Raw genomic sequence first — 26,985 nt, forward strand, 5'->3', positions numbered from 1 at the left:
TACGGCTACCAGGTCACCAACGTGGAAGCCTCCATGTCCTCCCCGTCCAGCCTCCTCCACTGGACACGCCGCATGATCGAGATCCGCAAGCAGAACCCCGCCTTCGGACTGGGGTCGTTCACGGAGCTGCAGTCCTCCAACCCGGCGGTCCTGGCGTTCCTGCGCGAGTACGGCGACGACCTCGTGCTGTGCGTGAACAACTTCTCCCGCTTCGCCCAGCCCACCGAGCTCGACCTGCGGGCCTACGACGGACGGCACCCCGTCGAGCTGATCGGCGGCGTGCGCTTCCCGGCGATCGGTGAACTGCCCTACCTGCTCACCCTGCAAGGCCACGGCTTCTACTGGTTCCGGCTCACCCGAGTCGCATCCCGCATCGGCCGCCGCCGCTGAACCCCGGCGCCGAGGAAAGGACGCGTCACCATGCCGAAGACCATCACTCCCCGACCGAGAACCGCCGTCGGGGTCGACGGCCCCCTGGTCTCGCTCGGGGCGCTGTTGCGCGAGTGGCTGCCGAGGCAACGCTGGTTCGCGGGCAAGGACCGGCCGGTCACCGAGCTGTCGGTGCTGTCCGTGACCGAGCTGTTCCCCGGCTGTCTGCACCTGCTGGTGCACGCCTCCCACGCGCCCGTGCCCACGCCCGGCGGCACTCCCCCGCCCGGGGACTGCTACCAGCTGCTGCTGGGGCTGCGCGAGAACCCGGTGCCGCGGCTCGAACGGGCGTACCTCGGGCGGGCGGTGGAGGGCCCGCTGGCGGGGCTCGCGGTCTACGACGCGCTGCACGACCCCCGCTCGGCGAACCTGCTGCTGGAGCGGCTGCGGCAGCCCGGCGCGGCGGGCCCGCTGCGCTTCGAGGCGGATCCGGGCGCGCACCTGCCCGGGGGGCTGCCGCCGCGGCTGCTGGACGCCGAGCAGTCCAACACGTCGATCGTGTACGGCGACGCGTACATCCTGAAGCTGTTCCGCCGCATCCAGCCCGGCGTCAACCCGGACCTCGAGGTGTCGGCCGCGTTGTCCGCGCAGGGGTGCACCCGGGTGCCGGCGCCGGTGGCCTGGTTCGGCACGACCGAGCCGCAGCCCGCGACGCTCGGCGTGCTCCAGCCCTTCCTGCCGGACGCCACCGACGGCTGGACCCTGGCGCTGCGCGCGCTCGCCGCGGGTGACGACTTCACCGACGAGGCCCACGAACTCGGCCGGGCCATGGCCGAGGTGCACCTGGCGCTGGCGGAGGCCTTCCCGCCGGCGGGGCCCGGCGAGAACGGCCGGACGGCCGAGGCGATGTGCGCGCGGCTGGACGCCGCCGCGCACGCCGTACCCGGGCTGCGGCCCTTCGTACCGGGTCTGAGGACCGCATTCGGGGCGCTGGCCACGTGCGACACCGGGCCGGCCGCCCAGCGCATCCACGGCGACCTGCACCTCGGACAGGTACTCCGGGCCGGCCGCGACTGGTTCGTCATCGACTTCGAGGGCGAGCCGTCCAGGCCGCTGTCCGAGCGGCGGGCCCCCCAGTCCCCGGTGCGGGACGTGGCGGGGATGCTCCGCTCCTTCGACTACGCGGCCCGGCAGCGCCGCCCCTGGCGACCCGAATGGGCGCGCCGCTGCCGGGAGGCGTTCTGCGCGGGCTACGCGGCCCGTGCCGGCTGGGATCCACGGAAGAAGCACGCGCTCCTGCGCGCGCACGAGACGGACAGGGCGGTCTACGAGGTGCTGTACGAGGCGAGACACCGGCCCGACTGGCTGCCGGTACCGATGGCGGCGATCAAGCGACTCGCCGTGTGGGGAGGCTGAGGTCATGGCACTGCGCGACACCACACGTCCCGAGGCCGCCGGCCCCGGGGCGGCCGCGGCCGCCCCGCCGGACCCCGCCGACCGCGGCCGTCTGCTGGGCGGTGCGCACCACGATCCGCACGCCCTGCTGGGCGCCCACCCGGTCCCGGGCGGCACCCTGTTCCGCGCCCTGCGCCCGAACGCCCGCGCGGTGAGCGTCGTGATCGACGGCAGGCGCACCGCTCTGGAGTCGGAGGGCGACGGGCTCTTCGCGGCCGTGCTCCCGCACTCCGAGGTCCCGTCGTACACCCTGCTGGTGGCGTACGACGACGCGGAGCAGGAGGTGCACGACCCGTACCGCTTCCTGCCCGCCCTCGGCGAGCTGGACCTGCACCTGATCCGCGAAGGCCGGCACGAGCAGCTGTGGCGGGCGCTCGGCGCCGAGCCGATGACCCACCAGGGCGTGGCGGGCACCCGCTTCACCGTGTGGGCGCCCAACGCCCAGGGCGTGCGGGTGGCCGGGGAGTTCACGTACTGGGACGGCACGCAGTACCCGATGCGCTCGCTCGGCGCGTCCGGGGTGTGGGAGCTGTTCCTGCCGGGGATCGGCGAGGGCGCCCGGTACAAGTTCGAGATCACCTCCCGCTACGGCCACCGCTTCCTCAAGGCGGACCCGATGGCACGGGGCACGGAGGTGCCACCGGACACGGCGTCGGTCGTGACGGCCGCCTCGCGCCACGAGTGGGGGGACGCGGAGTGGATGGCGCACCGCGGGGACACGCCCGTGCACGAGGCGCCGTTCTCGGTGTACGAGGTGCATCTGCCCTCCTGGCGACCGGGGTTGTCGTACCGGCAGCTGGCGGACGAACTGCCCGCGTACGTCAGGGCGATGGGCTTCACGCACGTCGAGCTGATGCCGGTCGCCGGGCATCCGTTCAGCGGCTCCTGGGGCTACCAGGTCACCTCGTACTACGCGCCGACGCCCCGGCTGGGCTCCGCGGACGACTTCCGGTACCTGGTGGACGCGCTCCACCGGGCCGGCATCGGCGTGATCATGGACTGGGTGCCCGCGCACTTCCCGAAGGACGACTGGGCGCTGGGCCGGTTCGACGGCGACCCGCTGTACGAACCCGGGGACTGGCGGCGGGCCGAGCATCCCGACTGGGGCACCTACGAGTTCGACTACGGGCGGACCGAGGTGCGCAACTTCCTCGTCGCCAACGCCGTGTACTGGTGCGAGGAGTTCCACATCGACGGGCTGCGCGTGGACGCGGTCGCCTCGATGCTCTACCTCGACTACTCGCGGGACTCCGGCCAGTGGGAGCCCAATGTCTTCGGCGGGCGGGAGGACCTCGACGCGGTGGCCTTCCTGCAGGAGATGAACGCCACGGTGTACCGGCGCTGCCCGGGCGTGGTGACCATCGCCGAGGAGTCCACCGCCTGGGACGGCGTGACCCGGCCGACGGACGGCGGCGGGCTCGGGTTCGGGCTGAAGTGGAACATGGGCTGGATGCACGACTCCCTGGAGTACGTCCAGAAGGAGCCGGTGCACCGCAAGTACCACCACAACGAGATGACGTTCTCGATGGTGTACGCCTACAGCGAGAACTACGTCCTGCCGATCTCCCACGACGAGGTCGTCCACGGCAAGCAGGCCCTGGTGTCGAAGATGCCGGGCGACTGGTGGCAGCGGCGCGCCAACCACCGTGCCTACCTCGGCTTCATGTGGGCGCACCCGGGCAAGCAGCTGCTCTTCATGGGGCAGGAGTTCGCCCAGGGAGCGGAGTGGTCGGAGGCGCACGGCCCCGAGTGGTGGCTGCTCGACGACGGCTACCACTCGGCCGGCGACCACCGCGGTGTCCAGCAGCTGGTGCGGGACCTGAACGAGCGGTACCGGGCGACGCCGGCGCTGTGGCAGCGGGACACCGACCCGGCCGGCTTCCGCTGGGTGCTGTGCGACGCCGCGGACGACAACGTGTTCGCGTTCCTGCGCCACGACCGTGAGGGGTGCCCGCTGCTGGCGGTGTCGAACTTCTCCCCCGTCGTCCGGCACGGCTACCGGGTGTGGGTGCCCGACGAGGTGCCCGCCTGGCAGGAGGAGCTGAACACGGACGACGTCCGGTACGGCGGCGGCGGGGTCGGCTCCGGCGGACCGCTCAAGCCCGAGGACGGGTTCCTGGAACTCACCCTCCCGCCGCTCGCCACCGTCTGGCTGGCACCGGAGCACTGATGGCCGTAGGTGTCGGCTGCCGCGCCAGGGGCATTCGGGGGTCGTAACGACCCGCGACTGCCCCTCGTGGCACTGGCAGAAGGGCGGCACCACGTGCGCACCGTCGGAGTGGAGGAGGAACTCCTCCTGGTCGATCCGGACACCGGCGATCCGAGGGCGCTTGCCGCGCCCGTCCTCGCCCGGGCGGCCCAGGACGATCCCGGCCAGGACGTCTTCGAGAAGGAGCTGTTCGGGCAGATGCTGGAGTTCGCCACGCATCCGCAGGCGGACATGGCGGACCTGGGCGACGAGATCGTCCGCTGCCGCAAGGAGGCGGCCCGGCACGCCGGCGAGATCGGGTGCGCGGTCGCCGCGCTGGCCTCCTCCCCCCTGTCCGTCAGCCCCTCCCTCAGCATGAACGAGCGGTACCGGTGGCTGGCCGATCGGTACGGGATACCCACGTGGGAGCAGCTCGTGTGCGGCTGCCACGTCCATGTGTCGGTGGAGTCCGACGAGGAGGGCGTCGCCGTCCTGGACCGGATCCGCCCGTGGCTGGCGGTGCTCCGCGCGATCAGCGCCAACTCCCCGTTCTGGCAGGGCCAGGACACCGGCTACGGCAGCTACCGCAGCCGGGTGTGGAACCGCTGGCCGTCGGCCGGTCCCACGGAGCCGTTCGAGACCGCCGAGCGCTATCACCGGCGGGTGGCCGACATGGTCGCCACGGGGGCCATCCTGGACGAGGGCATGGTCTACTTCGACGCCCGGCTGTCGGCCCGCTACCCCACGGTGGAGATCCGGGTGGCCGACGTCTGCCTGTGTGCGAACACCGCCGTGCTGATCGCCACGCTCAGCCGTGCCCTCGTGGAGACCGCCGCGCGGGACTGGCGGGCGGGACGGCCGGCGCCGGACCCCAGCGTGAGCCTGCTCAGGCTGGCGGACTGGTACGCCGCCCGGTTCGGTCTGGAGGACGACCTGCTGGATCCGGTGACGCTGCTGCCGAAGCCCGCCGAGCAGGTCGTGCGCTCCCTGCTGGAGCACTGCGGGGACGCGCTCACCGGCAGCGGCGACGCGGACCGCGCCGACCGGGCCGTCCGGGAACTGCTGCGCACCGGGAACGGCGCCCGTGAGCAGCGCCGGCTGCTGGCGCGCACCGACAGCCTGCGGGACGTCGTCACCGGGTGCGTACGGCTCACCCAGGCCTGAGCGGCACGCTCACAGGATCAGCACCAGGGCGTACACCAGGAAGAAGGCCGCGATCAGGGCGACGAGGACGAGGATCAGCGTCATCGGCGCCTTGGCCCAGCCCCGGCTCCGCGCCTGCGGCTCCCTGGGCCCGGCCTCGGGCATGCTGCTCTCCGCGGGCGGGGTCTCGCCCGGCGGTACGCCTCCTCCGGGTTCCAGCCCCGTGGTGCGTTCGGGTTCCGGATCGGGGTTCACATGGCTCATGCCTGCCGAGTCCCCAGGACACGCCCACATCATCAGCCGATCACGACTTCGGCGTTCCCGTCACCGAACGCGGTCACCTGGGCTACATTCGAGCACCGCCGACACCGAGCCGTTCGGCGGCGTGACCCTCCGTACACCCGGGAGCAGCGCATGCGGGACGTCGCCCTCGCTCCAGACGTCACCTCGCCGATCGCCGGCGGCCTCGCCGACAGCGTCTTCGACCTCGCGGACCGTGATCCGACCCTGCCCCTCCTCGCGCGCCGCGCGGACCCCGCGGCCACCGTGTGGGAGGAGGTGACGGCGGTCGAGGTGCGGGACGAGGTGACCGACCTGGCCAAGGGGCTGGTCGCCGCCGGGATCTCGCCCGGGCACCGGGTGGCCCTGATGGCCCGGACCCGCTACGAGTGGACGGTGCTCTGCCACGCGCTGTGGGCCGTCGGCGCCGAGGTCGTGCCGATCCATCCGACGTCGGCGCGGGAGCAGGTCGAGTGGATCCTGCGGGACGCCGGCTGCGTGGCCGTGGTCGTCGAGGACGAGCAGGGCGTGATGACCGTGGGGACCGTGTGCACCCGGCTGCCGCGACTGCGGCACGTCTGGCAGCTCGACGCGGGCGCGCTGCGGCAACTCACCGAGCGGGGCGGGGTCGTGCCGTACACGACCGTGGAGTCGCTGCGCCGGATCGTGCTGCCGGACTCCACCGCGGCCATCGTGTACACCTCCGGCACCTCGGGACGCCCGCTGGGCTGCGCGCTGAGCCACCGCGGGCTCGCCTACCCCTGTGACGTCCTGCTGGCCGGGTGGCTGCACACCGCGGCCCCGCCGGGCGAACAGCCGTCGGTGCTGGCCTTCCTGCCGTTCTCGCACGTCTACGGCATCATGATCATGCTGACGTGTGTGCGCGGCGGGGTGCTGATGGCGCACGAGCCGGAGATGACCGAGGCGGCCCTGTCGTCGGCGCTGACCACGTTCCGGCCGACGTACCTGTACGGGGTGCCGTCGGTGTTCGAGAAGCTGTACAAGAATTTCCTGCGCGCCGCCGAACAGGCGGGCCGGGGCGCGTTGTTCGAGCGGGCCGCGCAGACCGCGCGGGACTTCGCCGCGGCCGAGGAACGCCGTCGGCTGGGCGGCGGCGCGGGGCCCGGGTTCGACCTCAGACTGCAACACGCTCTGTACGAGCGGACGGTGTACCGCCGGCTGCGCGCGGCCCTCGGCGGCCGGGTGCTGCGCGGCACCTCCGGCGGCTCCTCCCTCAGCCGCGAACTGTCCCTGTTCTACGAGGGCATCGGCGTGTACGTCCACGACGGTTACGGACTCACCGAGTCCTCCGGCGGGATCACCATGCAGCCGCTGGGCCGGGAGAAGTCGGGGACGGTGGGCCGGCCGCTGCCGGGCACCGACGTCCACGTGGCCGACGACGGGGAGATCCTGGTGCGGGGGCCGTCGGTGTTCCAGGGCTACGTCAGCGACGAGGGGGCCACCCGTTTCGCGCTGCGCGGTGGCTGGCTGGCCACCGGGGACATCGGGCGGCTGGACTCCGAGGGCTATCTGACGATCACCGGGCGCAAGAAGGACATCATCGTCACCAGCGGCGGAAAGAGCGTGGCCCCGGCCCCGCTGGAGCAGCGGTTGCGCATGCATCCACTGGTCCACCAGGCGGTGGTGATCGGCGACGACCGGCCCTGTGTGGGCGCTCTGATCACCCTGGACCCGGAGTTCCTGACGCACTGGCGGGCCGTGCTGGCGCTGCCGGGCGATCTGCCGGGCCGTGAGGCGCGGGAGGAGAACGCATTGCGGGAGGAGCTCGCGCGGGCCGTGGCCTCGGCGAACAGCGCGGTGTCCCGGGCGGAGTCCATCCGGGTCTACCGGGTCCTGCCGGAGCCGTTCGCCCCGGACAACGGACTGCTCACTCCGTCGATGAAACTGCGCAGGGACGCGATCGTGCGGCACTGCGCCGCGGAGATCGAGGCGATGTACGAGGCCCGGTCGCAGGCCCGGAGGGGGCCTCGGGAGCAGGCCGACTGGGACGAGCCGGACGACGTCTTCCGCTGATCGGGTGCGATCCTCCCGAACACCGGGCAGGGGTGAACGGATAGCCTGTGCCGCTGTGGGAACCCGCCACACACGAGGAGATCAGCAACGACGACCTTCCTGGTCGGAGGGGTTCGGAATCCCTTGCCGCCGGGACCGGAGAATGCGAGATGGCGACGGAGCCGCGTTGGGACGACACACCACCTTCGGAGGAGACGTACGAGCGTACGTTCTCCTTCGCGGGTGAGCTGCGCAACGTCACGGAGGCGCGGTCCGCCGCGGAGGACTTCCTCTGCGTCCTGGCCGGCAACGCCCCGCCGGGCGCGCACGAGTACTGGGACGACATCCTGCTGGTCGTCACCGAGCTGGCCGCCAACGTGATCCAGTACGCGCCCGGGCCGTTCGCCCTGCGCCTGCGCCGCACCTTCGACGGAGTACACGTCACGATGCGCGACACGAGCACGACCAAGCCGGAGCCGCGCCCCTTCCACCCGCGCACGGGCGGCGGCGGCATCGGCTGGCATCTGGTGCACACGCTGTGCACCCAGGTCAGCGTCGTCGTACACGACCACGGCAAGGACATCCACGTCTTCCTGCCCTGGTGACACCGCGGCGGTCCGCCGGATCCGACGCGTGTACGACGTGTATCCGCGCGACAACCGGTTACTCCGTGCCGAGTGGGGGCATGCTGGTGCCCACGCGTTCGTCTGCCTGCCGCACCCCAGCTGCCGGAACGGCTGGGGTCACGGTGGGATCGGTGTTGGTGCGCAGCGATCCGGGGCACGCGAACGGCGTCAAGTCGGACCGCCTGGAGCCGCAGAAAGGGATGAACACCGTGACACGACCCAGGATCCTGGTGGTTGGCGCGGGCTTCGCCGGAGTCGATTGCATCCGCCGCCTGGAGCGGAAGCTGTCCCCGGACGAGGCCGACGTCACCCTGGTGACGCCCTACGCCTACCAGCTCTATCTCCCGCTGCTGCCCCAGGTCGCCTCCGGCGTGCTGACGCCGCAGTCGATCGCCCTCTCGCTGCGCCGCAGCAAGAAGTACCGCACCCGGATCATTCCGGGCGGCGCCATCGGTGTGGACCTGAAGGCCAAGGTGTGCGTCGTCCGCACCATCACCGACAAGATCGTCAACGAACCGTACGACTACATCGTGCTGGCGCCGGGCAGCGTGACCCGCACCTTCGACATCCCCGGGCTGACCGAGCACGCCTTCGGGATGAAGACCCTCGCCGAGGCCGCGTACGTCCGTGACCACGTCATCTCGCAGCTCGACCTCGCGGACGCCAGCGACGACCCGGCCGAGCGGGCGGCGCGTCTGCAGTTCGTGGTCGTCGGCGGCGGCTACGCCGGCACGGAGACCGCCGCCTGCCTGCAGCGGCTGACGCACGCCGCCGTGCAGCGCTACCCGCGGCTGGATCCGGGCCTGATCAAGTGGCATCTGATCGACATCGCGCCCAAGCTCATGCCGGAGCTGGGCGACAAGCTCGGCCGCAGCGCGCAGGAGATCCTCAAGCGGCGCGGCATCGACGTCTCGCTCGGGGTGTCGATCGACAAGGCGACCGGCGAGGAGGTCACGTTCACCGACGGCCGGGTGGTACCGACGCACACGCTCATCTGGACGGCGGGTGTGGTCGCGAGCCCGCTGATCGCCACGCTCGGCGCGGAGACGATCAAGGGCCGGCTGGCGGTGACCGCCGAGATGTGCCTGCCGGGTCACGACGGGGTGTTCGCGCTCGGGGACGCGGCCGCCGTGCCCGACGAGGCCAAGGGCGTGCCGGGCGCGGTCTGCCCGCCCACCGCACAGCACGCCATGCGGCAGGGCCGCAAGGTCGCCGACAACGTCATCGCGACCCTGCGCAACCAGCCGATGGCGCCCTACGTGCACAAGGACCTGGGCCTCGTCGTCGACCTCGGCGGCAAGGACGCGGTGTCCAAGCCGCTCGGCATCGAACTGCGGGGCCTGCCCGCCCAGGTGGTGGCCCGCAGCTACCACTGGGGGGCGCTGCGCACCAATGTCGCCAAGGCCCGCGTGATGACCAACTGGCTGCTGAACGCGGTGGCGGGCGACGATTTCGTCCGCACCGGCTTCCAGGCCCGCAAGCCGGCCCGGCTGAAGGACTTCGAGTTCACCGACTCGTACCTGACGCCGGAGCAGGTGCGGGCCCGGGTGGAGGGCAAGGCGCTCGAGCAGTCGTGAGCTGACGCGGACCGCCGGGAGGCCGCCGGCCCCTTCCACCGGGCCGGCGGCCTTCCGCGGTGCCGGCGTCCCGCGGGTCACGGCAACGCGCCGGGCGCAGCGACGCCGGCCGACGGCGGGCGGTCCGGCCACTCGTGCCATGCTGGGTCGTAGATCGTTCGACGGCACGGGAGAGAGCACGACAGCGTGAGGCAAGCGGTTCGGTCCGGGTGGGCACGTACATGGGACCGGCTCGCCGCGTCCGATCCGGGTCTGCTCAGACTCACCGCGGGGCTGCGCACGGTCGCCGCCATCGCCCTCACGCTGGCCGTGCTCGGGCTGCTGCGCGTGCCGACACCCCAGTTGGTCGCCGGCGCGATCGCCGCGATGGTCTCGACCTTCGCCATCCGGGAGAAGCAGCGCTCGGGCCAGGCCGTCACCCTCGCGCTCGGCCTGCCCGTGGCGCTCGCCTCGGTGTCGCTCGGCGCGCTGCTGAGCCAACGGGTCGTCGCGGGCGACCTGTTCTTCGTGGCCCTCATCTTCTGCGCCGTCTACAGCCGCCGCTTCGGCGACCGCGGCACGGCACTGGGCCTGATCGGCTTCCAGGTCTACTTCCTCTCCCTGTTCGTGGGTGCCGCCCCGGCGACGCTGCCCGCGCTCTACGGCGTGCTCACGGTGGCGTTCGTGTGCAGCGCCGTCGTCCGGTTCGTCCTGCTGCCGCAGACCCCGACGGGCACCCTGGACCGGCTGCGGCGCGCCTTCCGCGCCCGGCTCGGCCAGCTGATCGCCAGTCAGGTCGAGCTGCTGGACGCGGGCCCCGGCGAGGTGGAGAAGGTCCTGGAGGACCTGCGCACCCGCACGGCCCGGCTGCACGAGACGGCGCTGATGATCCAGGGGCGGCTGGAGGACGGCACCTCCGACGAGGCGACGGCACGGCTGCTGCAGCGCAGGATCGCGGACGCGGAGATCGCCGCCGAGCGGCTGGGGCTGCTGCTGCTCACCGCGCGCAGTGCCGAGCGGACGGACACCCTGACCCTGCACCTGCCCGGCGCTCCCCTGCCGACGGGCGGCGAGCTGCCGGTGCGGGACGAGGCGATCACCGTGCTGCGCCGGGACCTCGAGGCGCTGCGGCTGCTCGTGCTGCGGCCGCTGGGCGAGGCGTCGGGGACGGCGCTGGCGCACGTGCGCAACCGGCTGCTGGGCTACCGCGAGGAGGAGAACCTGCCGAAGGCCGCCCCGGCCGTGCAGGACGTCTTCCGCGGCCTCGGTGAGGCGGCGCGGGCCGTGCTCGGCCTGCGGACCGCGCTGGAGGGGCCGCAGGACGAGTCGGACGACACACCGGCGACGGCCCGCTCCCGGGAGGAACTGGAGGCCGAGGACGCCGCGATCGAGAGCAGCGAGGAGGACGAACCGAAGGAGCCGGAGCCGACCGGGCTCGGCCGGCCCACCACCCGGGCCGCCGTGCAGGTGGCGATCGGTTCGGCGCTGGCCATCGCGGGCGGTGAACTGCTGTCCAGTCAGCGCTGGTACTGGGCGGTGCTGACCTGCTGGATCGTGTTCATCAACACCGCCTCCACCGGGGAGATCCTGGTGAAGGGCTACCGGCGGCTGCTGGGCACGATGCTGGGCGTGGTGGCCGGCATCCTGCTGGCCGGGCTGGTGGGGAACCACACCTGGACGGCGTTCGGGCTGGTGCTGCTGTTCGTCTTCGCGATGTTCTACACCGCACCGCTGTCGTACACGCTGATGTCGTTCTTCGTCACGGCGATGCTGGGACTGCTGTACACCCTGCTGAACACGTACACGATGGCGGTGCTGGTGCTACGGGTGGAGGAGACGGCGCTGGGCGCGGCCTGCGGGGTGTTCGCGGCGGCACTGGTGCTGCCGATCCACACCGACCGCCGGACCAACGAGCTCCTCGTGACGGTCCTGGAGCGGCTCGCCGACGTCACCCGGGGCGCCGTGGAGCAGTTGAGCGGCGGCACCGGCGCCGATCTGGTCGAGCAGGCCCGGGAGCTGGACCAGGCGCTGGCGGACCTGCGCGCGGCCGTCCAGCCGCTGACGCATCCGATCACTCCGATGCGCGCCCGCCGGGCCACCGCACGGTACGTGGTGGCGCTGCTGGAGACGTGCGCCTACCACGCGCGTTCGCTGGCGGCCACGGCCGAGCTGCTGCCGACGCATCCGACGATCGCGGCGGACCCCCGGCTGCGCCAGGCGTGCGGGCGGATCGTGCACAACATCGAGGCGATCGCCGGCCACGTGGCGGATCCGCGGTCCGAGGCCCGGACGCGGACCGGCCCCAGCATCGCGTCGATGCTGGAGCCGGGAACCCTGCGCACCCCGCGCTACGGGCGGGTGACCGACCGGGTGCTGCGCCATCTGCAGCGGCTGGACGAGGCGGTGTCCGGTCTGGGCCGGCCGCTGGGTGTCAGCACGACGGCGCAGCCGGCGAAGTGACACCGCGGAGGCGGGCGGCGGGCTTCATACGGGTCCGTCGCCGCCCGCGCGGCGGCCCATCGCCTCGTCGCGGACGCGGGCGCAGCTGCGGCTGATGAGCCGGGAGACGTGCATCTGGGAGATGCCCAGCTGGTCGGCGATCCGGCTCTGCGTCATGTCCTCGAAGAAGCGCATGTAGAGGATCGCCCGTTCGCGTTCGGGCAGGCGGCGCAGCCCCTCCTTGGCGGCCTCGCGGTCGACCACGACGTCGTAGGAGGTGTCGGCCGCGCCGAGGGTGTCGGCGAGGCTGTAGCCGTCGTCGCCCGTGGAGAGTTCGGCGTCCAGCGAGAGGGTGCTGAAGCTCTCCAGCGCCTCCATGCCCGCGGCCACCTCCTCCTCCGTGAGTCCGGTGTGCGCGGCGACGGCGGCGGTCGTGGGTTCGGGGCTGCCCGGGTGCTGGGTCAGTTCCCGGCGGGCGACGCGCACCCGGTTGCGCAGCTCCTGCACCCGGCGCGGCACCCGCAGGGCCCACATCCGGTCGCGGAAGTGCCGCTTGACCTCTCCGGTGATGGTCGGCACGGCGTAACTCTCGAAGGCTCCCCGGGACGGGTCGAACCGGTCGATCGCCTTCACCAGCCCGAGCGCGGCCACCTGGCGCAGGTCCTCGACGGACTCGCCGCGGTCGCGGAAGCGGCCGGCGATCCGGTGGGCCATGGGCAGCCAGGCGTTGACGAGTTCGTCGCGCGCGGCGTCCCGCTCGGGGCCGTCGTCCAGCTCCGCGAGCCGGGCGAACAGCTCCGCGGTGTCGGGGGCGTCGTCGTGGCTGCGCCGGGCGGGGGCCGCGGCGGTGGTGGTGGCGGGCGTGCCGGAACGGCTCGTCGACAGGTCGGTCAGCATGCGGATCGCTCCTGAACGGGTTTCAGGGCGCGGGTGGAACACAGGTTCCAGGTCCCGGCCCGAACGGTGGTGTCAGGGTTCGCCCCGGGTGACAACCACCTGGCCCGCCGGTAGGGGGCCCAGGCGGTCGTACTGCTCCCGCTGGGCGCGCGCCTCCGGTCCGAAGCACGAGATTCCGTCTGCCCTGCGGCCCTGGCGGCAAACGCGGGTGAGCGGAACTTCGCCGACCGCTTCAGCCGAGCGGTACGACGGCGGTGATGCGCTTGCCGCCGGAGGGCAGCTCGGCGACCCTGATGTCCCGCGCCAGCCGGCAGATGATGGGCCAGCCGCGGCCGTGCGGCAGGGAGCGGCCGTGCTCGTCCGCGGTCGCGAGCGCCACGGGGACCTCGTCGCTGCCGTCGCTCACCGAGACCCGCACGCCGCGCGAGTCGACGTCCACGTCGAAGCCGGTGATGCCGCCGCCGTGCAGGATGGCGTTGGTCGCGAGCTCCGAGGTGACCAGCAGGGCGTCCTCCATGACCTCCGGAGCGCATCGCACGGCCCGGGCCCGGCAACCCTCGGTGACCGCCCGCCGTACCGTTCTGCGGGCGTCGGCCGGCCGGCACGGCAGCGGACGCGGTTCCCTCGGTGCGGCGATGGCGCCGGCCCGGTGGTTGTCGCGCATCCCTTCCTCCTCACACGCCGCCCGCAATGGTGTGGTCGCTCCTCTGTCGGCTGACCTCTGTGGGCGCGGTCAAACACGGTCGGTGTGGTTGTCATCACCCGGGCCCGGCCGGGTAGGCGGTGGTCATGACCGATGTCGTGGACGCGGACGAGTTGTTGCGGCGCATCCAGCGGGGCCGCGAGCGTGCCGCCGATGAGGAACGTGCCTGGCGGGAGCGCGCGCAGAGCCTGACGGCCACCGATCCGGACGGCGCCCGGGAGGCGGCGGACCGGGCCCGGGCGTACGAGGCGGTGCAGCTGGTCCTGGAGGAGATCGTGAACCCCGGCGCGGCCCCGCCGACGGCGGGCGGAGTGAGGCAGGTCACATGAGACGTGTCCGATTACCGGTAAGTACGCCAGATGGTTTATCGTTCATACATACGTGATGCCGGAGCGGACCGGAACCGTCCTTCCTCCCTCCTCGCGCGTCACCGCATACGGCCCTGGCTGGTCTCCCCCGTCCAGCCAGGGCTTTTTGCCGTCCGCGGCAGGGCGGACGGACCGGGGCGGGCGTCCTTCGAGGTGCCCGGGGCGGCCGCAGCGGCTGAAATGGGCTTGAGCACCGCACCCCATCCGCCGCCGGCGAGGAGCCCCGCGCCATGACCAAAGCGATCAAACTGCTCACGGCCCTGCCCCAGCCCCAGCGCGAGCGCCTGATGGAGCTGGCCAAGGAGGTGTCCTTCGCGGAGGACAGCCGCATCTTCGAGGCGGGCGGCACGGCCGACCGGTTCTGGGTGATCCGCTCGGGCGCGGTCCACCTGGACCAGCAGGTCACCTCCCGGCAGCAGGTGACCGTGGCCACGCTCGGCGCCGGCGACATGCTCGGCTGGTCCTGGCTGTTCCCGCCGTACGAGTGGGACTTCGGCGCGGTCGCCTTCAGCAACGTACGGGCCTACGAGTTCGACGGGCCCTCGGTGCTGGCGCTGTGCGTGGAGGACCCGCTGCTGGGCCTCTCCGTGGTGCGCACGGTGGCCGAGATCCTCGCCCACCGCCTGGAGACCACCCGCGGCAAGCTGATGGACCAGTACACGTCCCGCCGCCGCAGCGGACCCCTCTGAGCGGGGTCCGCCGTCCTCCTGGCCGGCCGGCCGATCCCCGTCAGATCCGGTACCGGCGCAGTGCCGGCATGGCGAAGGCCAGCGTCAGCATGGCGGCGACGACCAGGACGCCACCGCCCGCGACGGCGGCGCGGGGGCCGAAGGCGGAACCCGCGGTGCCGTGCAGCACGTCGGCCAGGCGCGGACCGCCGGCGACGACGACCGTGAACACGCCCTGCATCCGGCCGCGCATCTCGTCGGTCGCCGCGGACAGCAGGATCGCCCCGCGGAACACCATCGAGACCATGTCCGCGACACCGGCCGCCGCGAGGAAGGCCATGGCGATCCACAGATTGCCGCTCAGGCCGAACCCGGCGACGGCCACGCCCCAGCCGACCACCGCCCCGATGACCAGCCGGCCGTGGCGGCGGGCCCGCGAGAACACGCCCGAGAACAGACCGCCGAGCACCGCGCCCACCGGGATGCCCGCGAACAGCACGCCGAGTGCCAGACCTTCGCCGTAGGAGCCGTACGTCTGCGCGGCGAGTTCCGGGAACAGCGCCCGGGGCATGCCGAAGACCATGGCGACGATGTCGGCGAGGAAGGAGAGCAGCAGCACCTTGCGCAGGAGGAGGTAGCGGAACCCGTCCCCGATCTCGCGCAGCCCCGCCCGGCGCGCGGCGGGACCGCCGAGCGGCGGCAGCGCGGGCAGCCGGTACACCGCCCACAGGGTCGCGCAGAGCGCCAGGGCGTCGATCAGGTACAGCTCGGGCAGCCCGATGACGGGTATGAGGGCGCCGGCCAGCAGCGGGCCCGCCACCAGTCCGGTCTGCATCACCGTGGAGCCGAGGGCGTTGGCGGCGGGCAGTTGCGCGGGCGGGACGAGACGGGCGACGGAGGCGCTGCGGGCCGGGGAGTTGAGGCCGAAGAACGCCTGCTGCACCGCCAGGAGCACCATCAGGACGACGACCGAGTCCAGCCCTGTGAGGGCCTGCGCCCAGAACAGCAGTGAGGTCACCGCGATACCGCCGTTGGTGACCAGCAGCAGCTTGCGGCGGTCCACGGTGTCCGCGACGGCTCCGCCCCACAGCGCGAACGCCACCATGGGCACGAGGCCCGCGAGGCTCGCGTAGCCGACCCAGGCCGAGGAGTGCGTGATGTCGTAGATCTGCTTGGGCACGGCCACGGCGGTGAGCTGACTGCCCACGGCGGTGACGATCGTCGACGACCACAGGCGCCGGAAGGCGGGGATGCGCAGGGGACGGGTGTCCATCGCCCAGCGGCGCCAGCCGCGCCCCGGCGGGGCCTCGGCCGCCGACGCGTCCCTGTCGGTGCCGGTACTGCTCTCGCTCGTGTCCACGGATGTCCTGGTTGCTCGTTACATCTTTTCTCTTCGCGAGCCTAACCATCTCAGGAACCCCCGTGCACAGCGACCCCGTGGTCTCAGGATCCGAGGACGAGCATGGCTCCCAGCGCCAGCATGGTCACGGCGACGAGGCCGTCCAGCACCCGCCAGGCTCCGGGCCGCGCCAGGAACCGGCCGAGCAGCCGGGCCCCGAAGCCGAGCGCGGCGAACCAGCACAGGCTGGCGGCCGCCGCCCCGAGCCCGAAGGTCCAGCGCAGCGGGCCCCGGTCGGCGGCGAGGGAGCCGAGCAGGAACACGGTGTCCAGGTAGACGTGCGGGTTGAGCCAGGTCATCGCGAGGCAGGTGAGCACCGCCCGCCGGCGGGAACCGGCCGCCTCGCCGTCGGTCCGCAGCCCGGTACCGGGCCGGAGCACCCGGCGGGCGGCGAGGGCGCCGTAGCAGAGCAGGAAGGCACCGCCGACGACGCCGACCGCCTCGATCGCGCCGGGCCAGGCCACCACGACCGCCCCGACGCCGCCGACGCCGAGCGCGATGAGCAACGCGTCGGACAGCGCGCAGATGCCGACCACGGCGAGGACGGCGTCGCGGCGCACCCCCTGCCGCAGGACGAAGGCGTTCTGGGCGCCGATGGCGACGATCAGGGAGAGGCCGGTGCCGAATCCGGCGACCGCGGCGGTCAGGGCGTTGCTCATGCGCTCGACGCTACGGACCGGAGCTCGGCAAGTACAGCTAAAGATTTTTACGTATCCTTAGTGTTCGTGATGACAGAGCTCCCCCTGGAACAGGTGCGGACGCTGCTCGCCGTGGTCGACGAGGGCACCTTCGACGCGGCGGCCGCGGCCCTGCACGTGACGCCGTCCGCCGTCAGCCAGCGGGTCAAGGCCCTGGAGCAGCGGACCGGCCGGGTCCTGCTCCAGCGCACCAAACCGGTGCGCCCCACGGAGTCGGGCGCGGTGCTGGTGCGGTTCGCCCGGCAGCTCGCCCGGCTGGAGCGGGACGCCCGGGGCGAGCTGGGGCTGAGCGGCGCCGGGGAGCCGACCCGGGTGTCCGTCGCGGTGAACGCCGACTCGCTGGCGACCTGGTTCCTGCCGGCGCTGCCCCGGGTCGCGGGACTCTGCTTCGAACTGCACCGGGAGGACGAGGACCACACGGCGGCCCTGCTGCGGGAGGGGCTGGTGATGGCGGCGGTGACCTCGTCGGCCGAGCCGGTCCCCGGCTGCACGGTCCGCCCGCTGGGCCGGATGCGCTATCTGCCGGTCGCGGCACCGGAGTTCGCCCGTGACCGGCTGGACGGCCGGCCGCTGCGGGACGCGCTGTCCGAGGCTCCCGTCGTGGCCTTCGACCGCAAGGACGACTTCCAGGACGGCTTCGTACGCCGGCTCGGCGGGGTGTCCGCGGGATCGTCACGGCATCTGGTGCCCACCTCCGAGGGCTTCGTGGCCGCGGTCGCCGCGGGGCTCGGCTGGGGCATGGTCCCCGAGGCCCAGGCCGTCCCGCTGCTCGACGAGGGGCGGCTGGCCCTGCTCGATCCGCAGGAATGGGTGGACGTCACGCTCCACTGGCAGCAGTGGCGGCTCGACTCCCCCGCGCTCGCGGCGCTGGCGGACTCGGTGGCGCGGACGGCGGCGCGGGCGCTGCGCCGCTGACCTCCGTCCCGTCCGCACGCGCTCCCTCGGGCCCGCCGCGCAGTACGGCGGTCGCGCGCCGGCGGACGGCCGGCGCCCGCCCCGTGCGGCGCCCCGGATTCCCTGCCCCCGGTGCCCGGCAGGGCACGGGCTTTCGGGCACCGAAGTCCCCTCCCCCGGCCCGTCGATCGCGCCCGGCACCTCCGGAGGTCGCAGGCGCGCCCGTGACCGGATCGCGGTCCGCGCCGGATTCCCTGCCGGTTGCGTCGTTTCACACCGCCCCGACCGGTCACCCGAACCCGAGTACGCACAACCGGACCACGAACACCTCGATGCGAATCCAGGAGACTTCGATGGACAACTGGCGCACCGACGCCGCGTGCCGTCACGAGGACCCCGATCTGTTCTTCCCCATCGGCACCACCGGACCCGCTCAGGTGCAGGCCCAGCAGGCGAAGGCGGTGTGCGGGCACTGCCCCGTCCGGGAGCAGTGCCTGGACTGGGCGCTGGACACGGGCCAGAGCATCGGCATCTGGGGCGGCACGACCGAGCTGGAACGCCGTGCGCTGCGCCGCCGCGCCCGCTCGCGGCCGCGTTCCGGCTGAACCGGCACCGCGGGTGGGGGGCTCGGCGCGCCTGTGGCCGCCGGGCCCCCTTTCGCCGCTTCCGTGCCGGTCCGCCGAGCCCCCTGTCGTCAGGACTCCTCCCGCGGCGGCCTCGCGGCCGGCAGCCGCAGGGTGAGCACCGCGCCCTCACCGGGCTCGCCCCCCGCCTCGGCCGTACCGCCGTGGGCCGCCACCAGGTGACGGACGATCGGCAGGCCGAGGCCGCTGCCGCCGGTGCGGCGGCTGCGGGACTTCTCCGCCCGCCAGAACCGTTCGAAGACGTGCGGCAGATCCTCGGCCGCGATGCCCGGGCCGGTGTCGGTGACGGTGAGGACGACCTCGTCCCCGTCCCGGCGCGCGGCGAGTGCGACGGTGCCGTCGGCGGGGGTGTGGCGCAGCGCGTTGGAGACCAGGTTGCCGAGGGCCTGGCGCATCCGCACCGGGTCGGCGTCCAGCCAGGCGGCGGGGTCGGCCTCGGTGCGCAGCGTGACCCCGGCCGCGTCGAAGGCGACCCGGTGGACGGCGGCGACCTGGTCGAACAGGTCCCCGGCGCGCAGCGGTTCACGGTGCAGGCGCAGGGTGCCGGCGTCGGCTGCGGCGAGGTCCTGCAGGTCGTCGATGATCCGCTGGAGGACCAGCGCCTCCTCGTGCAGGGAGTCCAGCAGGGCGGGTTCGGGCTCGACGACGCCGTCGCGGACGACCTCCAGCCAGCCGCGGATGTTGGTGAGGGGGCTGCGCAGCTCGTGCGCGATGTCGCTGACCATCGCCTTGCGCTGGGCCTCCAGGCGGGCGCGGCGCTCGGTCAGGTCGTTGAAGGCCTCGGCGAGGATGCCGGTCTCGTCCCGGGTGGTGACCGGTACCCGTACGTGCAGTTCGGGCGGGGCTCCGGCGGCCTCGGTGAGTGCGCGCAGGGGCCGTACCAGCCGCACGGCGACGACGGCCGTCACGGCGACGGTCACGGCGAGGACCAGACCCGCGGCGCCGACCACCTTGGCCTTGTTGGCCGGGGACATGTCGAACCGGGAGGGCGTCTGGTCGCCGATGCCGAGGAACAGCTCGGTCACCGGGGCCACGTACGGCTCCAGCTGGGTGCGGCGGGCGGCCAGGATGCAGTGCTGGGCCGTCTTCGCGACCTCGCCCTTCTTCAGGGCGGCGTACTTGGCGAGCAGGTATCCGCCGCCGAAGGGGTCCTTGCCGCTGGGGTCGAAGGTGAGGAAGAGGCGTCCGCCGAAGTCCAGCCCGGCCTGTCGCAGACAGGGCCGGGCGAGTTCCGAGAGGGTGCCGAGGGCCTTCTCCTCGGTCGGGGTGGGAATGTTCAGCCGGCCGTCCTCGCACTCCGTCGCGCCGTAGTCGGTCGCGTCGGTGCCGTCGCCGAGGGTGACCACCGGCCGCCCGTTCGCCATCCGTTCGACGGCGGGCTGGAGTCCGTGGCGTGCGAAGCACTGCCTGCGCCGGGCGGCCAGTGCCTCCAGCTTCCGGCGTTCCTTCCCCGGCAGCCGGTAGGGGCCCACCACACGGGGGTCGATGCCGCTGAGCTGGGCGCCGGACTCGGTGTAGGTGTCGGTGCGCAGCGGGTCGACGGTGGCGGCGGGCCGGGGCGGCAGCGGGGTGCCGCGCGGCGCGGAGTCGGCGACGAGGGTCCGGTCCGCGGTGGTGAGGGCGATCCGGCGTCCGGTCCTGGCGGCCAGGTCCCGCACGGTGTGCCGGACGTCCGCCCAGTCCGCGTGGGTGGCGGCGTACCCGCTGAGCTGCGCGAGGATGCTGTTGTCGGCGGCGAGGTCCTGGCCCTGTTCCTCCTTCAGGGCGCTGGTGGTGGTGGTCACCGCGAGCCAGGCGGTGGCGGCCACCGAGCAGACCGCGATCAGGGCGGAGACGAACAGCAGGCGCACGAGGAGCCGTTTGCGCAGCGGTATCCGGCGTCCGCGCCGGCCGCCCGGTGCCCGGCGCCTCACGGCCGGGCACCGCTCAGCTTGTAGCCGACGCCGAACACGGTGAGCAGCCGGGACGGTCTGCGCGGGTCGGCCTCGATCTTCCGGCGCAGGTTCATGATGTGCACGTCGACGGCCCGCTCGGTGGAGGCCCGGTCGAGGCCGCGCGTGCACTGCAGCAACTGCCGCCGGGTGAACACCCGGTCGGGTTCCCCGGCCATGGCCAGCAGGATCTGGAACTCGGCCGGCGTGCACTCCACCGGTAGGCCGTCGCGCCGCACCTCGTACCGTACCGGGTCGACGCTGATCCCGGCGGCCTGGACCACGGGGCCCTCGTCCCGGGTGCCGCCGCCCCGCCCGCCGCGCCGGAGGACCGTGCGGATGCGGGCCATCAGCTCGCGCGGGCTGTACGGCTTGGTCATGTAGTCGTCGGCGCCCAGTTCGAGGCCGAGCAGCACGTCGTCCTCGGCGGAGCGGGCGGTGAGCATCACCACGGGGATGTCCGGGTCCTCGCCGCCGCGCAGCACCCGGCAGACACCGAAGCCGTCGACGACCGGCAGCATCAGGTCGAGGACGACCAGGTCGGGTCTGAGGCGGCGCACGGCGTCGAGGGCCGCCGCGCCGTCGTGCACCACCGTGGCGGTGTGTCCCTCGGCCAGCAGGGAGCGGCGGATCAGTTCGGCCTGCTTCTCGTCGTCCTCGGCGACCAGTACATGTGCGCACACGAGTGCGGATCCTAGGCCGCTCGGCCGGCGAGCCAGTCGGCGTACCCCATGACGACGACCGGGTGCCGGTGCGGGTCGAGGGTACGCAGGAGTTCCTTCATGTGCGCCTTGGCGACGCTGACGCAGCCGTGCGTGGGCCCGCCGTGGTCGACGTGCAGCCAGACGCCCCCGCCCCGGGCCGGGCCCAGGGGACGGGTCCAGTCGAGGGGCGAGGTGCCGCGCCTGCGGTTGTAGTCGATGGCGACGACGTAGTCGAAGGACCCGTCGAGCGGTTCGCCCTCGAAGCCGGTGCCGGGCGAGTGGAATCCGCCGGAGTGGTGGTACGGCAGCCTGCTGCCGGGGTCCGCGAGCAGGCCGCCGGCGTCGGAGAGGGTGTAGACCCCGAGCGGGGAGCGCAGGTCGCCGGAGAGGTGGTGGGCGCTCCAGCCGCGCAGCGCGTTGTGGCAAGGCCAACGGGGGCCCGGCTGCCAGCCGGTGGCGGAGCGCTGGTGCAGGACGACCGTGCACAGCGGGGAGTTCCGGCCGCGCCCGGTGACGACGACGGCCTGCTCGCAGCGGTCCGGTATCGCCGCCGACCGCTCGGGGCCGAGGCCGGGTATGCCCTGCGGGGCCTGTTCCGCCGTGATCTCGGGAGCGGGGGTGGCCGTGGGCGCCGGACGCCCGGTCGGCGTCCGTCGCTCGGTCGCCTCGGCTCCGCCGCCGCAGCCGGTGAGCAGCAGCGGGGAGGCGAGGAGTGCGACGGCGGTTCGGCGTTGGATCATGGGTCGACCTTGGCCGACAGTTGTTTGGAACCGGTCAGGTTCAGGCGCCGGTCGGCTTGCCCTTCGTGTACAGCCAGGTGTGGAACAGAGCGTCCAACGGCTTCCCCGACTTCTCCTCGGCAAGCCTCACGAACTGTGCGGTCGTGCCGTGTCCGCCGCCGTGCGCGGCCGTCCAGGCGCGCAGGATCCGGAAGAACGTCACGTCGCCGACGGCGCGCCGCAGTTCGTGCAGGGTCATCGCGCCACGGGCGTAGACGGGGCTGCCGAAGAGGTTCCCGCCGTTGCCCGGGTTCCCGGGCGGGTAGGCCCACAGGTCGTCGCCCGCGGGGCGGGCGTAGAGGGCGTCGAAGGTCTTCTGGGCGCTGGGGCCGCCGTGTTGCTCGGCGTAGAGCCACTCGGCGTAGGTGGCGAAGCCCTCGTTGAGCCAGATGTCCTTCCAGGCCGTCAGGGACACCGCGTCGCCGAACCACTGGTGGGCGCTCTCGTGCACGAGGGTGCTCAGGTCGGGCGCGGAGTCGTAGAGGGGCCGGGTCTGGGTCTCCAGGGCGTAGCCGACGTCCGGGGCGTGGTCGACGATCGATCCGGCGGCCCGGAACGGGTACGGCCCGAACAGCTTGCTCTCCCAGGCGAGGACGGAGGGCAGCTTCTTCAGCACCGGTGCGGCCGCCCGCGCCTCGCGCGGGTCGACGGCGTTGTAGACCTGGATGCCGTCGGGGGTGGTGTACTGCTCGACCTTGAACGTGCCGACGGTGGCGGTCGCCAGGTAGGCCGCCATGGGGCGGGTCTCGCGCCAGCGGAAGGTGGTGCGTCCGTGCGCGGTGCTCCGCCCGAGCAGACGGCCGTTGGCGACGGCGGTGCGTCCCTTCGGCACGGTGATCGTGAAGTCGTACGACGACTTGTCCTTGGGGTGGTTGTTCGCCGGGAACCAGGTCATCGCGCCCTGTGGCTCGCCCGCGACGAACGCGCCGTCGTCGGTGGGGATCCAGCCGTCCGCCGAGCCGTCCGGGTCGGTGACCGGCTTCGGGGTGCCGTGGTAGGCGACGGTGACACGGAAGGACCGGCCCGCGGGCAGGGCGTGGCGCGGGGTGACGACGAGTTCCTGGCCGGAGCGGCGGAAGGCCGCCGCGGTGCGGTCGACGGTGACCGAGGTGACCTTCAGGCCCTTGAGGTCGAGGTCGAAGCGGGTGAGCCGCTGGGTGGCGCGGGCGGTGAGCACGGCCTTGCCGTCGAGCCTGCGGCCCTGGGTGTCGTAACGGAGCGTCAGGTCGTAGTGGCCGACGTGGTAGCCGCCGTTGCCGGCGAGCGGGAAGTACGGGTCGCCGGCGCCGGACGTTCCGGTGGTGCTCGCCGCCGCGGGCCCGGCGGCGGAGAGGAGTGCCGCTATCGCGACGGGAACGGTGGCGAGGACCGCCTCACGGCGGAGCCCGGCGGTCCGGCGTCGGGCGGGCTGTCTGCTCGGTGGCGTCACGGGCGCTCCTGAGAAGGGGGTGGCTGATGATCGACCGGCCGCCAGACTAGGGGCGCCGGGGGCCTGGTTTCCCCCTTGTTCAGGTCAAGTCACGCCGCGTCGCCGCCCGGTGGGCCGGGTTGTGCGCAGTAGGCTCGCGGGACCGTCCGCGAGCCGAGGAAGGGCCCGACCGTGAGCGTGAGCGTGCGCCGGATCTACGAACCGCCCGAGCCGGACGACGGACTGCGGGTCCTGGTCGACCGGCTGTGGCCGCGCGGCCTCGCCAAGGAGGCGGCCCACGTGGACGAGTGGCCGAAAGGGCTCACCCCGTCGACCGAGCTGCGCCAGTGGTACCACGCGGGCGAGGGCTCGTACGACGAGTTCCGCCGCCGCTACGAGGCGGAACTCGACGCTCCTGAGGCCGCCGAACTGCTCGACGGCCTCAGGAAGTCGGCCCGCGAGGGGCACGTGACCCTGCTGACGGCGTCGAAGAACCCGGACTCGAGCCACGCGCACGTGCTCGCGGGGCTGCTGGAGGGCTGAGGCCCCCGGCTGCCGGTCCGGGTCAGCCCGCCTGGCGGGCCGCGTGCCGGCCCGCGGCGCGTCCTGAGAAGAGGCAGCCACCGAGGAAGGTGCCCTCCAGGGCGTTGTAGCCGTGGACCCCGCCGCCGCCGAAGCCGGCCACCTCGCCCGCCGCGTACAGTCCGTCGATGGCGGTGCCGTCGGTGCCGAGGGCCCGGGAGTCGAGGTCGGTCTGGATGCCGCCGAGGGTCTTGCGGGTGAGCACGTGCATCCGCACGCCGATCAGGGGGCCGGCCGCCGGGTCCAGGATGCGGTGGGGCGCGGCCACCCGGCCCAGCCGGTCGCCGATGTAGCGGCGGGCGTTGCGGATGCCCTGGACCTGCGCGTCCTTGCTGTAGGGGTTGGCCATCTGGAGGTCGCGGGCCTCGATCTGGCGGCGGACCTCGGCCGCGTCCAGCAGCGGCTTGCCGGTCAGGTCGTTCATCCTGCCGACCAGCTGCTCCAGGGTGTCCGCGGTGACGAAGTCCGCGCCCTTGTCGAGGAAGGCCCGCACCGGGCCGGGGGCGCCCTTGCCGAGCAGCCGGTCGCGCAGCACGGCCTTGCGGTCCTTGGCGGTGATGTCCGGGTTCTGCTCGGAGCCGGAGAGCGCGAACTCCTTCTCGATGATCTTCCGGGTGAGGACGAACCACGAGTGGTCGTACGCGGCGATGTCCTCGGTGGTGCGCAGGTACTTGAGGGTGTTCAGGGTGTCGTAGCCCGGCAGGCAGGGGTCGGGCAGCCGGCGGCCGAGCGCGTCCAGCCAGATGGAGGACGGGCCGGGCAGGATGCGGATGCCGTGGCCGGGCCAGACGGGGTTCCAGTTCTGCAGGCCCTCGGTGTAGTGCCACATCCGGTCCCGGTTGACCAGCCGTACGCCGGCCTCGGCGCTGATGTCGAGCATCCGGCCGTCGACGTAGGCGGGGACGCCCGTGACCATCTCGGCGGGGGGTGTGCCGAGGCGTTCGGGCCAGTAGCGGCGGACGATGTCGTGGTCGGCGCCGATGCCGCCGGTCGTGACGATCACGGCCTGGGCGGTGAGGGCGAAGTCGCCGATCCGGTCACGGTTGGAGGCGACGCCGCGGGGTGCGTCGTCGTCGGCGAGGAGCGTGCCGCGCACGCCGCGGGCGGCGCCGTCCTCGATGACGAGCTCGTCGACCCGGTGGCGGTGGTAGAAGGTCAGCAGCCCGTCCCGGGCGGCCTGCCGGGCGTGTCCGACGAAGGGTTCGACGACCCCGGTGCCGGTGCCCCAGGCGACGTGGAAGCGGGGTACGGAGTTGCCGTGCCCGTCCGCGCGCAGGTCGCCGCGCTCGGCCCAGCCGACGGTGGGCAGCAGCTCGACGCCGTGCCCCTGGAGCCAGGTCCGCTTCTCACCGGCCGCGAACTGCACGTAGGCGCGGGCCCAGCGCACGGCCCAGGAGTCCTCGTCCTCCAGCCGGTCGAATCCCGCGCTGCCGCGCCAGTCGTTCCAGGCCAGGTCGAAGGAGTCCTTGATGCCGAGGCGGCGCTGCTCCGGGGAGTCGACGAGGAAGAGCCCGCCGAAGGACCAGAACGCCTGGCCGCCGAGGTTGGCGGCGTTCTCCTGGTCGACCAGGGCCACCCGGCGGCCCCGGCTGGTGAGTTCGTGCGCCGCGACGAGGCCGGCGAGGCCCGCTCCGACGACGATGACGTCCGCGTCCATGGCGTCTGTGTCCTTCCTGACGGTGCTCGGAGTGAGGGCTCGGAGCGAGGGGGTTCGGAGTGGGGGGGGTTCGGAGTGGGGGGGGTTCGGAGTGGGGGGGGTTCGGAGTGGGGGGCTCGGGAGAGGGGGCGGGGGGCCGACGGGGGGCCGGCCCGGGCGGTGCCGCTCAGCCGGGGGTGCCGCCGCCGGCCGTGAGCAGCGCGGTGAGCAGCTGCTTGAGCCAGCGGCGTGCGGTCTCGACGTCCTGGTCGAGCAGCAGCTGGGTGGTGACACCGTCGTACGCGGCGACCACGGCGTGGGCGGCTCCGTCGACCCCGCCGAGCACGGCGGGCAGTGCGGTGTGGCCCCGGGCCCGGCGGAGCCGGTCGGCGATCGCCTCCCGGAGCCGGGCGCGGTGGTCGAGGAGGGCCCGGGCGACGTCCGGGTCGCGGGCGGCGTGCACCAGGAAGTCGGTCTTCACCAGCAGCCAGTCCACGTCGAGCAGCAGCACCTCGGTGACCCGGTCCACGGAGGCGGGCACGTCGAGGTCGGGTCCGTCCTGGGCGAGGGCCTCGGCCACCTGGGAGGCGATGAGGTCGGCGCGCTCCTGGTAGAGCGCGAAGAACAGCTCGTCCAGGGTGGCGAAGTTCGAGTAGAAGGCGCCTCTGCTGAACCCGGCGGCCTCGCAGATCTCCTCGATCGAGACCCGCCCGAAGCCCTTGCCGGCGAACACCTCGAAGGCGGCGTCGAGCAGCCTGGCCCGGGTGCGGACCCGCCGCCGGGTGACCCGCTTCGTCGTCTCTTCCATGCGCCTCGCCCTCCGTTCGATGCACGAACGTATCGGATACACCGATGTATCGAAAGGGTCCGCACAGCACTCTCCCGCGGCCCCCCTGATCCAATGGGAACGTATTTTCGATTAAGGAGTACGCTGGGCGCATGTCCACGCACCTCCAGGGCTCCCTGTTCGACCAGACCGACGAGCTGCGGCTCGGCCGGCTCGACGCACTGAGCCGGACCGCGCTGGGCGCCGGTGCCTGGATCGACGTCCTCCCGGGCTGGCTGAGCGGCGCCGACGCCCTGTTCGAACAGCTCGCCGCCGAAGTCCCGTGGCGGGCCGAGCAGCGGAAGATGTACGACAACGTCGTGGCCGTACCCCGTCTGCTGGCCCATTACAGGGCGGGCGAACCGCTGCCCCACCCGGTGCTGGACGAGGCCCGCGCCGCGCTGTCCCGGCACTACGCCGAGGAGCTGGGCGAGCCGTTCACCACCGCCGGGCTGTGCTTCTACCGCGACGGCCGGGACAGCGTGGCCTGGCACGGCGACCGCATCGGGCGGGGCGCTCGCGAGGACACCATGGTCGCGATCCTGTCCGTGGGCGAACCCCGGGACCTGCTGCTGCGCCCGGCGGGCGGCGGCGGCCGGACCGTGCGGCGGCCGCTCGGCCACGGCGACCTGATCGTGATGGGCGGCTCCTGCCAGCGCACCTGGGAGCACTGCGTGCCCAAGACCGCGCGGGCCGCGGGCCCGCGCATCAGCGTGCAGTTCCGGCCGGACGGCGTGCGCTGACCGCCCGGCCCCCTGCGCACGACGCTGCCGGATCTGG

General features: G+C 73.2%; 25 protein-coding genes. 14 read left to right on the forward strand and 11 right to left on the reverse strand.

Features of this window, described 5'->3' with window-relative positions; genetic code table 11:
• The 4 genes from ACF08B_RS17570 to ACF08B_RS17585 form a co-directional block, all read left to right on the forward strand.
• Nucleotides 1-390: alpha-glucosidase C-terminal domain-containing protein (locus tag ACF08B_RS17570; RefSeq protein WP_392318146.1), on the forward strand; the 390-nt coding region annotated here is incomplete at its 5' end.
• Between the two features lie 30 nt (nt 391-420).
• Entirely contained in the window at nt 421-1,785 is a 1,365-nt protein-coding gene (locus tag ACF08B_RS17575) for a maltokinase (RefSeq protein ID WP_392318147.1), read from the forward strand.
• Between the two features lie 4 nt (nt 1,786-1,789).
• Nucleotides 1,790-3,994, forward strand: a complete 2,205-nt coding sequence (gene glgB, locus ACF08B_RS17580; protein ID WP_392318148.1) for a 1,4-alpha-glucan branching enzyme — start codon at nt 1,790-1,792, stop codon at nt 3,992-3,994.
• A 93-nt stretch (nt 3,995-4,087) separates the two neighbouring features.
• A complete protein-coding gene (locus tag ACF08B_RS17585; RefSeq protein ID WP_392318149.1) occupies nt 4,088-5,176 on the forward strand; it encodes a glutamate--cysteine ligase in 1,089 nt (362 codons plus the stop codon).
• A 9-nt stretch (nt 5,177-5,185) separates the two neighbouring features.
• On the opposite strand, the gene ACF08B_RS17590 is transcribed toward ACF08B_RS17585, so the two are convergent.
• Nucleotides 5,186-5,419, reverse strand: coding sequence for a DUF6480 family protein (locus tag ACF08B_RS17590; RefSeq protein ID WP_093479804.1), 234 nt, complete (start codon nt 5,417-5,419; stop codon nt 5,186-5,188).
• A gap of 150 nt (nt 5,420-5,569) precedes the next feature.
• Between ACF08B_RS17590 and ACF08B_RS17595 the strand changes: the two genes are divergently transcribed.
• The 4 genes from ACF08B_RS17595 to ACF08B_RS17610 all read left to right on the forward strand — a co-directional run bounded on the left by ACF08B_RS17595 (nt 5,570) and on the right by ACF08B_RS17610 (nt 12,089).
• A complete protein-coding gene (locus ACF08B_RS17595; protein ID WP_392318150.1) occupies nt 5,570-7,468 on the forward strand; it encodes an AMP-dependent synthetase/ligase in 1,899 nt (632 codons plus the stop codon).
• A 149-nt stretch (nt 7,469-7,617) separates the two neighbouring features.
• Complete coding sequence (locus ACF08B_RS17600; protein WP_392318151.1) at nt 7,618-8,052, forward strand: ATP-binding protein; 435 nt, start codon at nt 7,618-7,620, stop codon at nt 8,050-8,052.
• Nucleotides 8,053-8,273: 221 nt separating this feature from the next.
• The gene (locus ACF08B_RS17605; protein WP_392318552.1) at nt 8,274-9,650 is read left to right on the forward strand and encodes an NAD(P)/FAD-dependent oxidoreductase; all 1,377 of its coding nucleotides are present in this window, start codon (nt 8,274-8,276) and stop codon (nt 9,648-9,650) included.
• Between the two features lie 186 nt (nt 9,651-9,836).
• A complete protein-coding gene (locus ACF08B_RS17610; RefSeq protein WP_392318152.1) occupies nt 9,837-12,089 on the forward strand; it encodes an FUSC family protein in 2,253 nt (750 codons plus the stop codon).
• Between the two features lie 24 nt (nt 12,090-12,113).
• Here the strand turns inward: ACF08B_RS17610 and ACF08B_RS17615 are convergent, their stop codons facing one another.
• Both ACF08B_RS17615 and ACF08B_RS17620 read right to left on the reverse strand, forming a co-directional pair.
• On the reverse strand, nt 12,114-12,965 hold the full coding sequence (locus ACF08B_RS17615) for a SigB/SigF/SigG family RNA polymerase sigma factor (RefSeq protein ID WP_392318153.1): 852 nt from the start codon (nt 12,963-12,965) through the stop codon (nt 12,114-12,116).
• 232 nt (nt 12,966-13,197) lie between these two features.
• Nucleotides 13,198-13,629: an ATP-binding protein gene (locus ACF08B_RS17620; protein WP_392318154.1), complete on the reverse strand. Its 432-nt coding sequence runs from the start codon at nt 13,627-13,629 to the stop codon at nt 13,198-13,200.
• 125 nt (nt 13,630-13,754) lie between these two features.
• Between ACF08B_RS17620 and ACF08B_RS17625 the strand changes: the two genes are divergently transcribed.
• On the forward strand, nt 13,755-13,997 hold the full coding sequence (locus tag ACF08B_RS17625; RefSeq protein ID WP_093698976.1) for a hypothetical protein: 243 nt from the start codon (nt 13,755-13,757) through the stop codon (nt 13,995-13,997).
• A 269-nt stretch (nt 13,998-14,266) separates the two neighbouring features.
• Nucleotides 14,267-14,725 carry a cyclic nucleotide-binding domain-containing protein gene (locus ACF08B_RS17630; protein WP_392318155.1) on the forward strand — a complete coding sequence of 153 codons (459 nt, stop codon included), beginning with the start codon at nt 14,267-14,269 and terminating at the stop codon, nt 14,723-14,725.
• Nucleotides 14,726-14,765: 40 nt separating this feature from the next.
• On the opposite strand, the gene ACF08B_RS17635 is transcribed toward ACF08B_RS17630, so the two are convergent.
• Complete coding sequence (locus ACF08B_RS17635; RefSeq protein ID WP_392318156.1) at nt 14,766-16,064, reverse strand: MFS transporter; 1,299 nt, start codon at nt 16,062-16,064, stop codon at nt 14,766-14,768.
• Between the two features lie 83 nt (nt 16,065-16,147).
• On the reverse strand, nt 16,148-16,762 hold the full coding sequence (locus ACF08B_RS17640) for a LysE/ArgO family amino acid transporter (protein ID WP_392318157.1): 615 nt from the start codon (nt 16,760-16,762) through the stop codon (nt 16,148-16,150).
• Between the two features lie 66 nt (nt 16,763-16,828).
• Between ACF08B_RS17640 and ACF08B_RS17645 the strand changes: the two genes are divergently transcribed.
• Nucleotides 16,829-17,716 carry a LysR family transcriptional regulator ArgP gene (locus ACF08B_RS17645; protein ID WP_392318158.1) on the forward strand — a complete coding sequence of 296 codons (888 nt, stop codon included), beginning with the start codon at nt 16,829-16,831 and terminating at the stop codon, nt 17,714-17,716.
• A gap of 332 nt (nt 17,717-18,048) precedes the next feature.
• Nucleotides 18,049-18,300: a WhiB family transcriptional regulator gene (locus ACF08B_RS17650; RefSeq protein ID WP_392318159.1), complete on the forward strand. Its 252-nt coding sequence runs from the start codon at nt 18,049-18,051 to the stop codon at nt 18,298-18,300.
• Nucleotides 18,301-18,389: 89 nt separating this feature from the next.
• Here the strand turns inward: ACF08B_RS17650 and ACF08B_RS17655 are convergent, their stop codons facing one another.
• From ACF08B_RS17655 to ACF08B_RS17670, 4 genes are read right to left on the reverse strand one after another with little or no spacing between them, the layout of a single operon-like run.
• A complete protein-coding gene (locus tag ACF08B_RS17655) occupies nt 18,390-20,252 on the reverse strand; it encodes a sensor histidine kinase (RefSeq protein ID WP_392318160.1) in 1,863 nt (620 codons plus the stop codon).
• Nucleotides 20,249-20,953, reverse strand: coding sequence for a response regulator transcription factor (locus ACF08B_RS17660; protein ID WP_392318161.1), 705 nt, complete (start codon nt 20,951-20,953; stop codon nt 20,249-20,251). The genes ACF08B_RS17655 and ACF08B_RS17660 overlap by 4 nt, the downstream gene beginning before the upstream one ends.
• Nucleotides 20,954-20,964: 11 nt before the next feature.
• Complete coding sequence (locus ACF08B_RS17665) at nt 20,965-21,714, reverse strand: L,D-transpeptidase family protein (protein WP_392318162.1); 750 nt, start codon at nt 21,712-21,714, stop codon at nt 20,965-20,967.
• A gap of 40 nt (nt 21,715-21,754) precedes the next feature.
• Entirely contained in the window at nt 21,755-23,182 is a 1,428-nt protein-coding gene (locus ACF08B_RS17670; RefSeq protein ID WP_392318163.1) for a M1 family metallopeptidase, read from the reverse strand.
• Between the two features lie 171 nt (nt 23,183-23,353).
• Here ACF08B_RS17670 and ACF08B_RS17675 point away from each other — a divergent pair, with 171 nt between their 5' ends.
• On the forward strand, nt 23,354-23,704 hold the full coding sequence (locus tag ACF08B_RS17675) for a DUF488 domain-containing protein (protein ID WP_392318164.1): 351 nt from the start codon (nt 23,354-23,356) through the stop codon (nt 23,702-23,704).
• Between the two features lie 22 nt (nt 23,705-23,726).
• Here the strand turns inward: ACF08B_RS17675 and ACF08B_RS17680 are convergent, their stop codons facing one another.
• Together ACF08B_RS17680 and ACF08B_RS17685 are read right to left on the reverse strand one after the other, a co-directional pair.
• Nucleotides 23,727-25,400, reverse strand: coding sequence for an FAD-binding dehydrogenase (locus tag ACF08B_RS17680; protein ID WP_392318165.1), 1,674 nt, complete (start codon nt 25,398-25,400; stop codon nt 23,727-23,729).
• Between the two features lie 166 nt (nt 25,401-25,566).
• A complete protein-coding gene (locus ACF08B_RS17685) occupies nt 25,567-26,187 on the reverse strand; it encodes a TetR/AcrR family transcriptional regulator (RefSeq protein ID WP_392318166.1) in 621 nt (206 codons plus the stop codon).
• 131 nt (nt 26,188-26,318) lie between these two features.
• Here ACF08B_RS17685 and ACF08B_RS17690 point away from each other — a divergent pair, with 131 nt between their 5' ends.
• The gene (locus tag ACF08B_RS17690; protein WP_392318167.1) at nt 26,319-26,948 is read left to right on the forward strand and encodes an alpha-ketoglutarate-dependent dioxygenase AlkB; all 630 of its coding nucleotides are present in this window, start codon (nt 26,319-26,321) and stop codon (nt 26,946-26,948) included.
• Nucleotides 26,949-26,985: the final 37 nt, after the last annotated feature.

It is taken from the genome of Streptomyces sp. NPDC015139 (genome assembly GCF_043079785.1).
GTDB lineage: Bacteria > Actinomycetota > Actinomycetes > Streptomycetales > Streptomycetaceae > Streptomyces > Streptomyces albidocamelliae.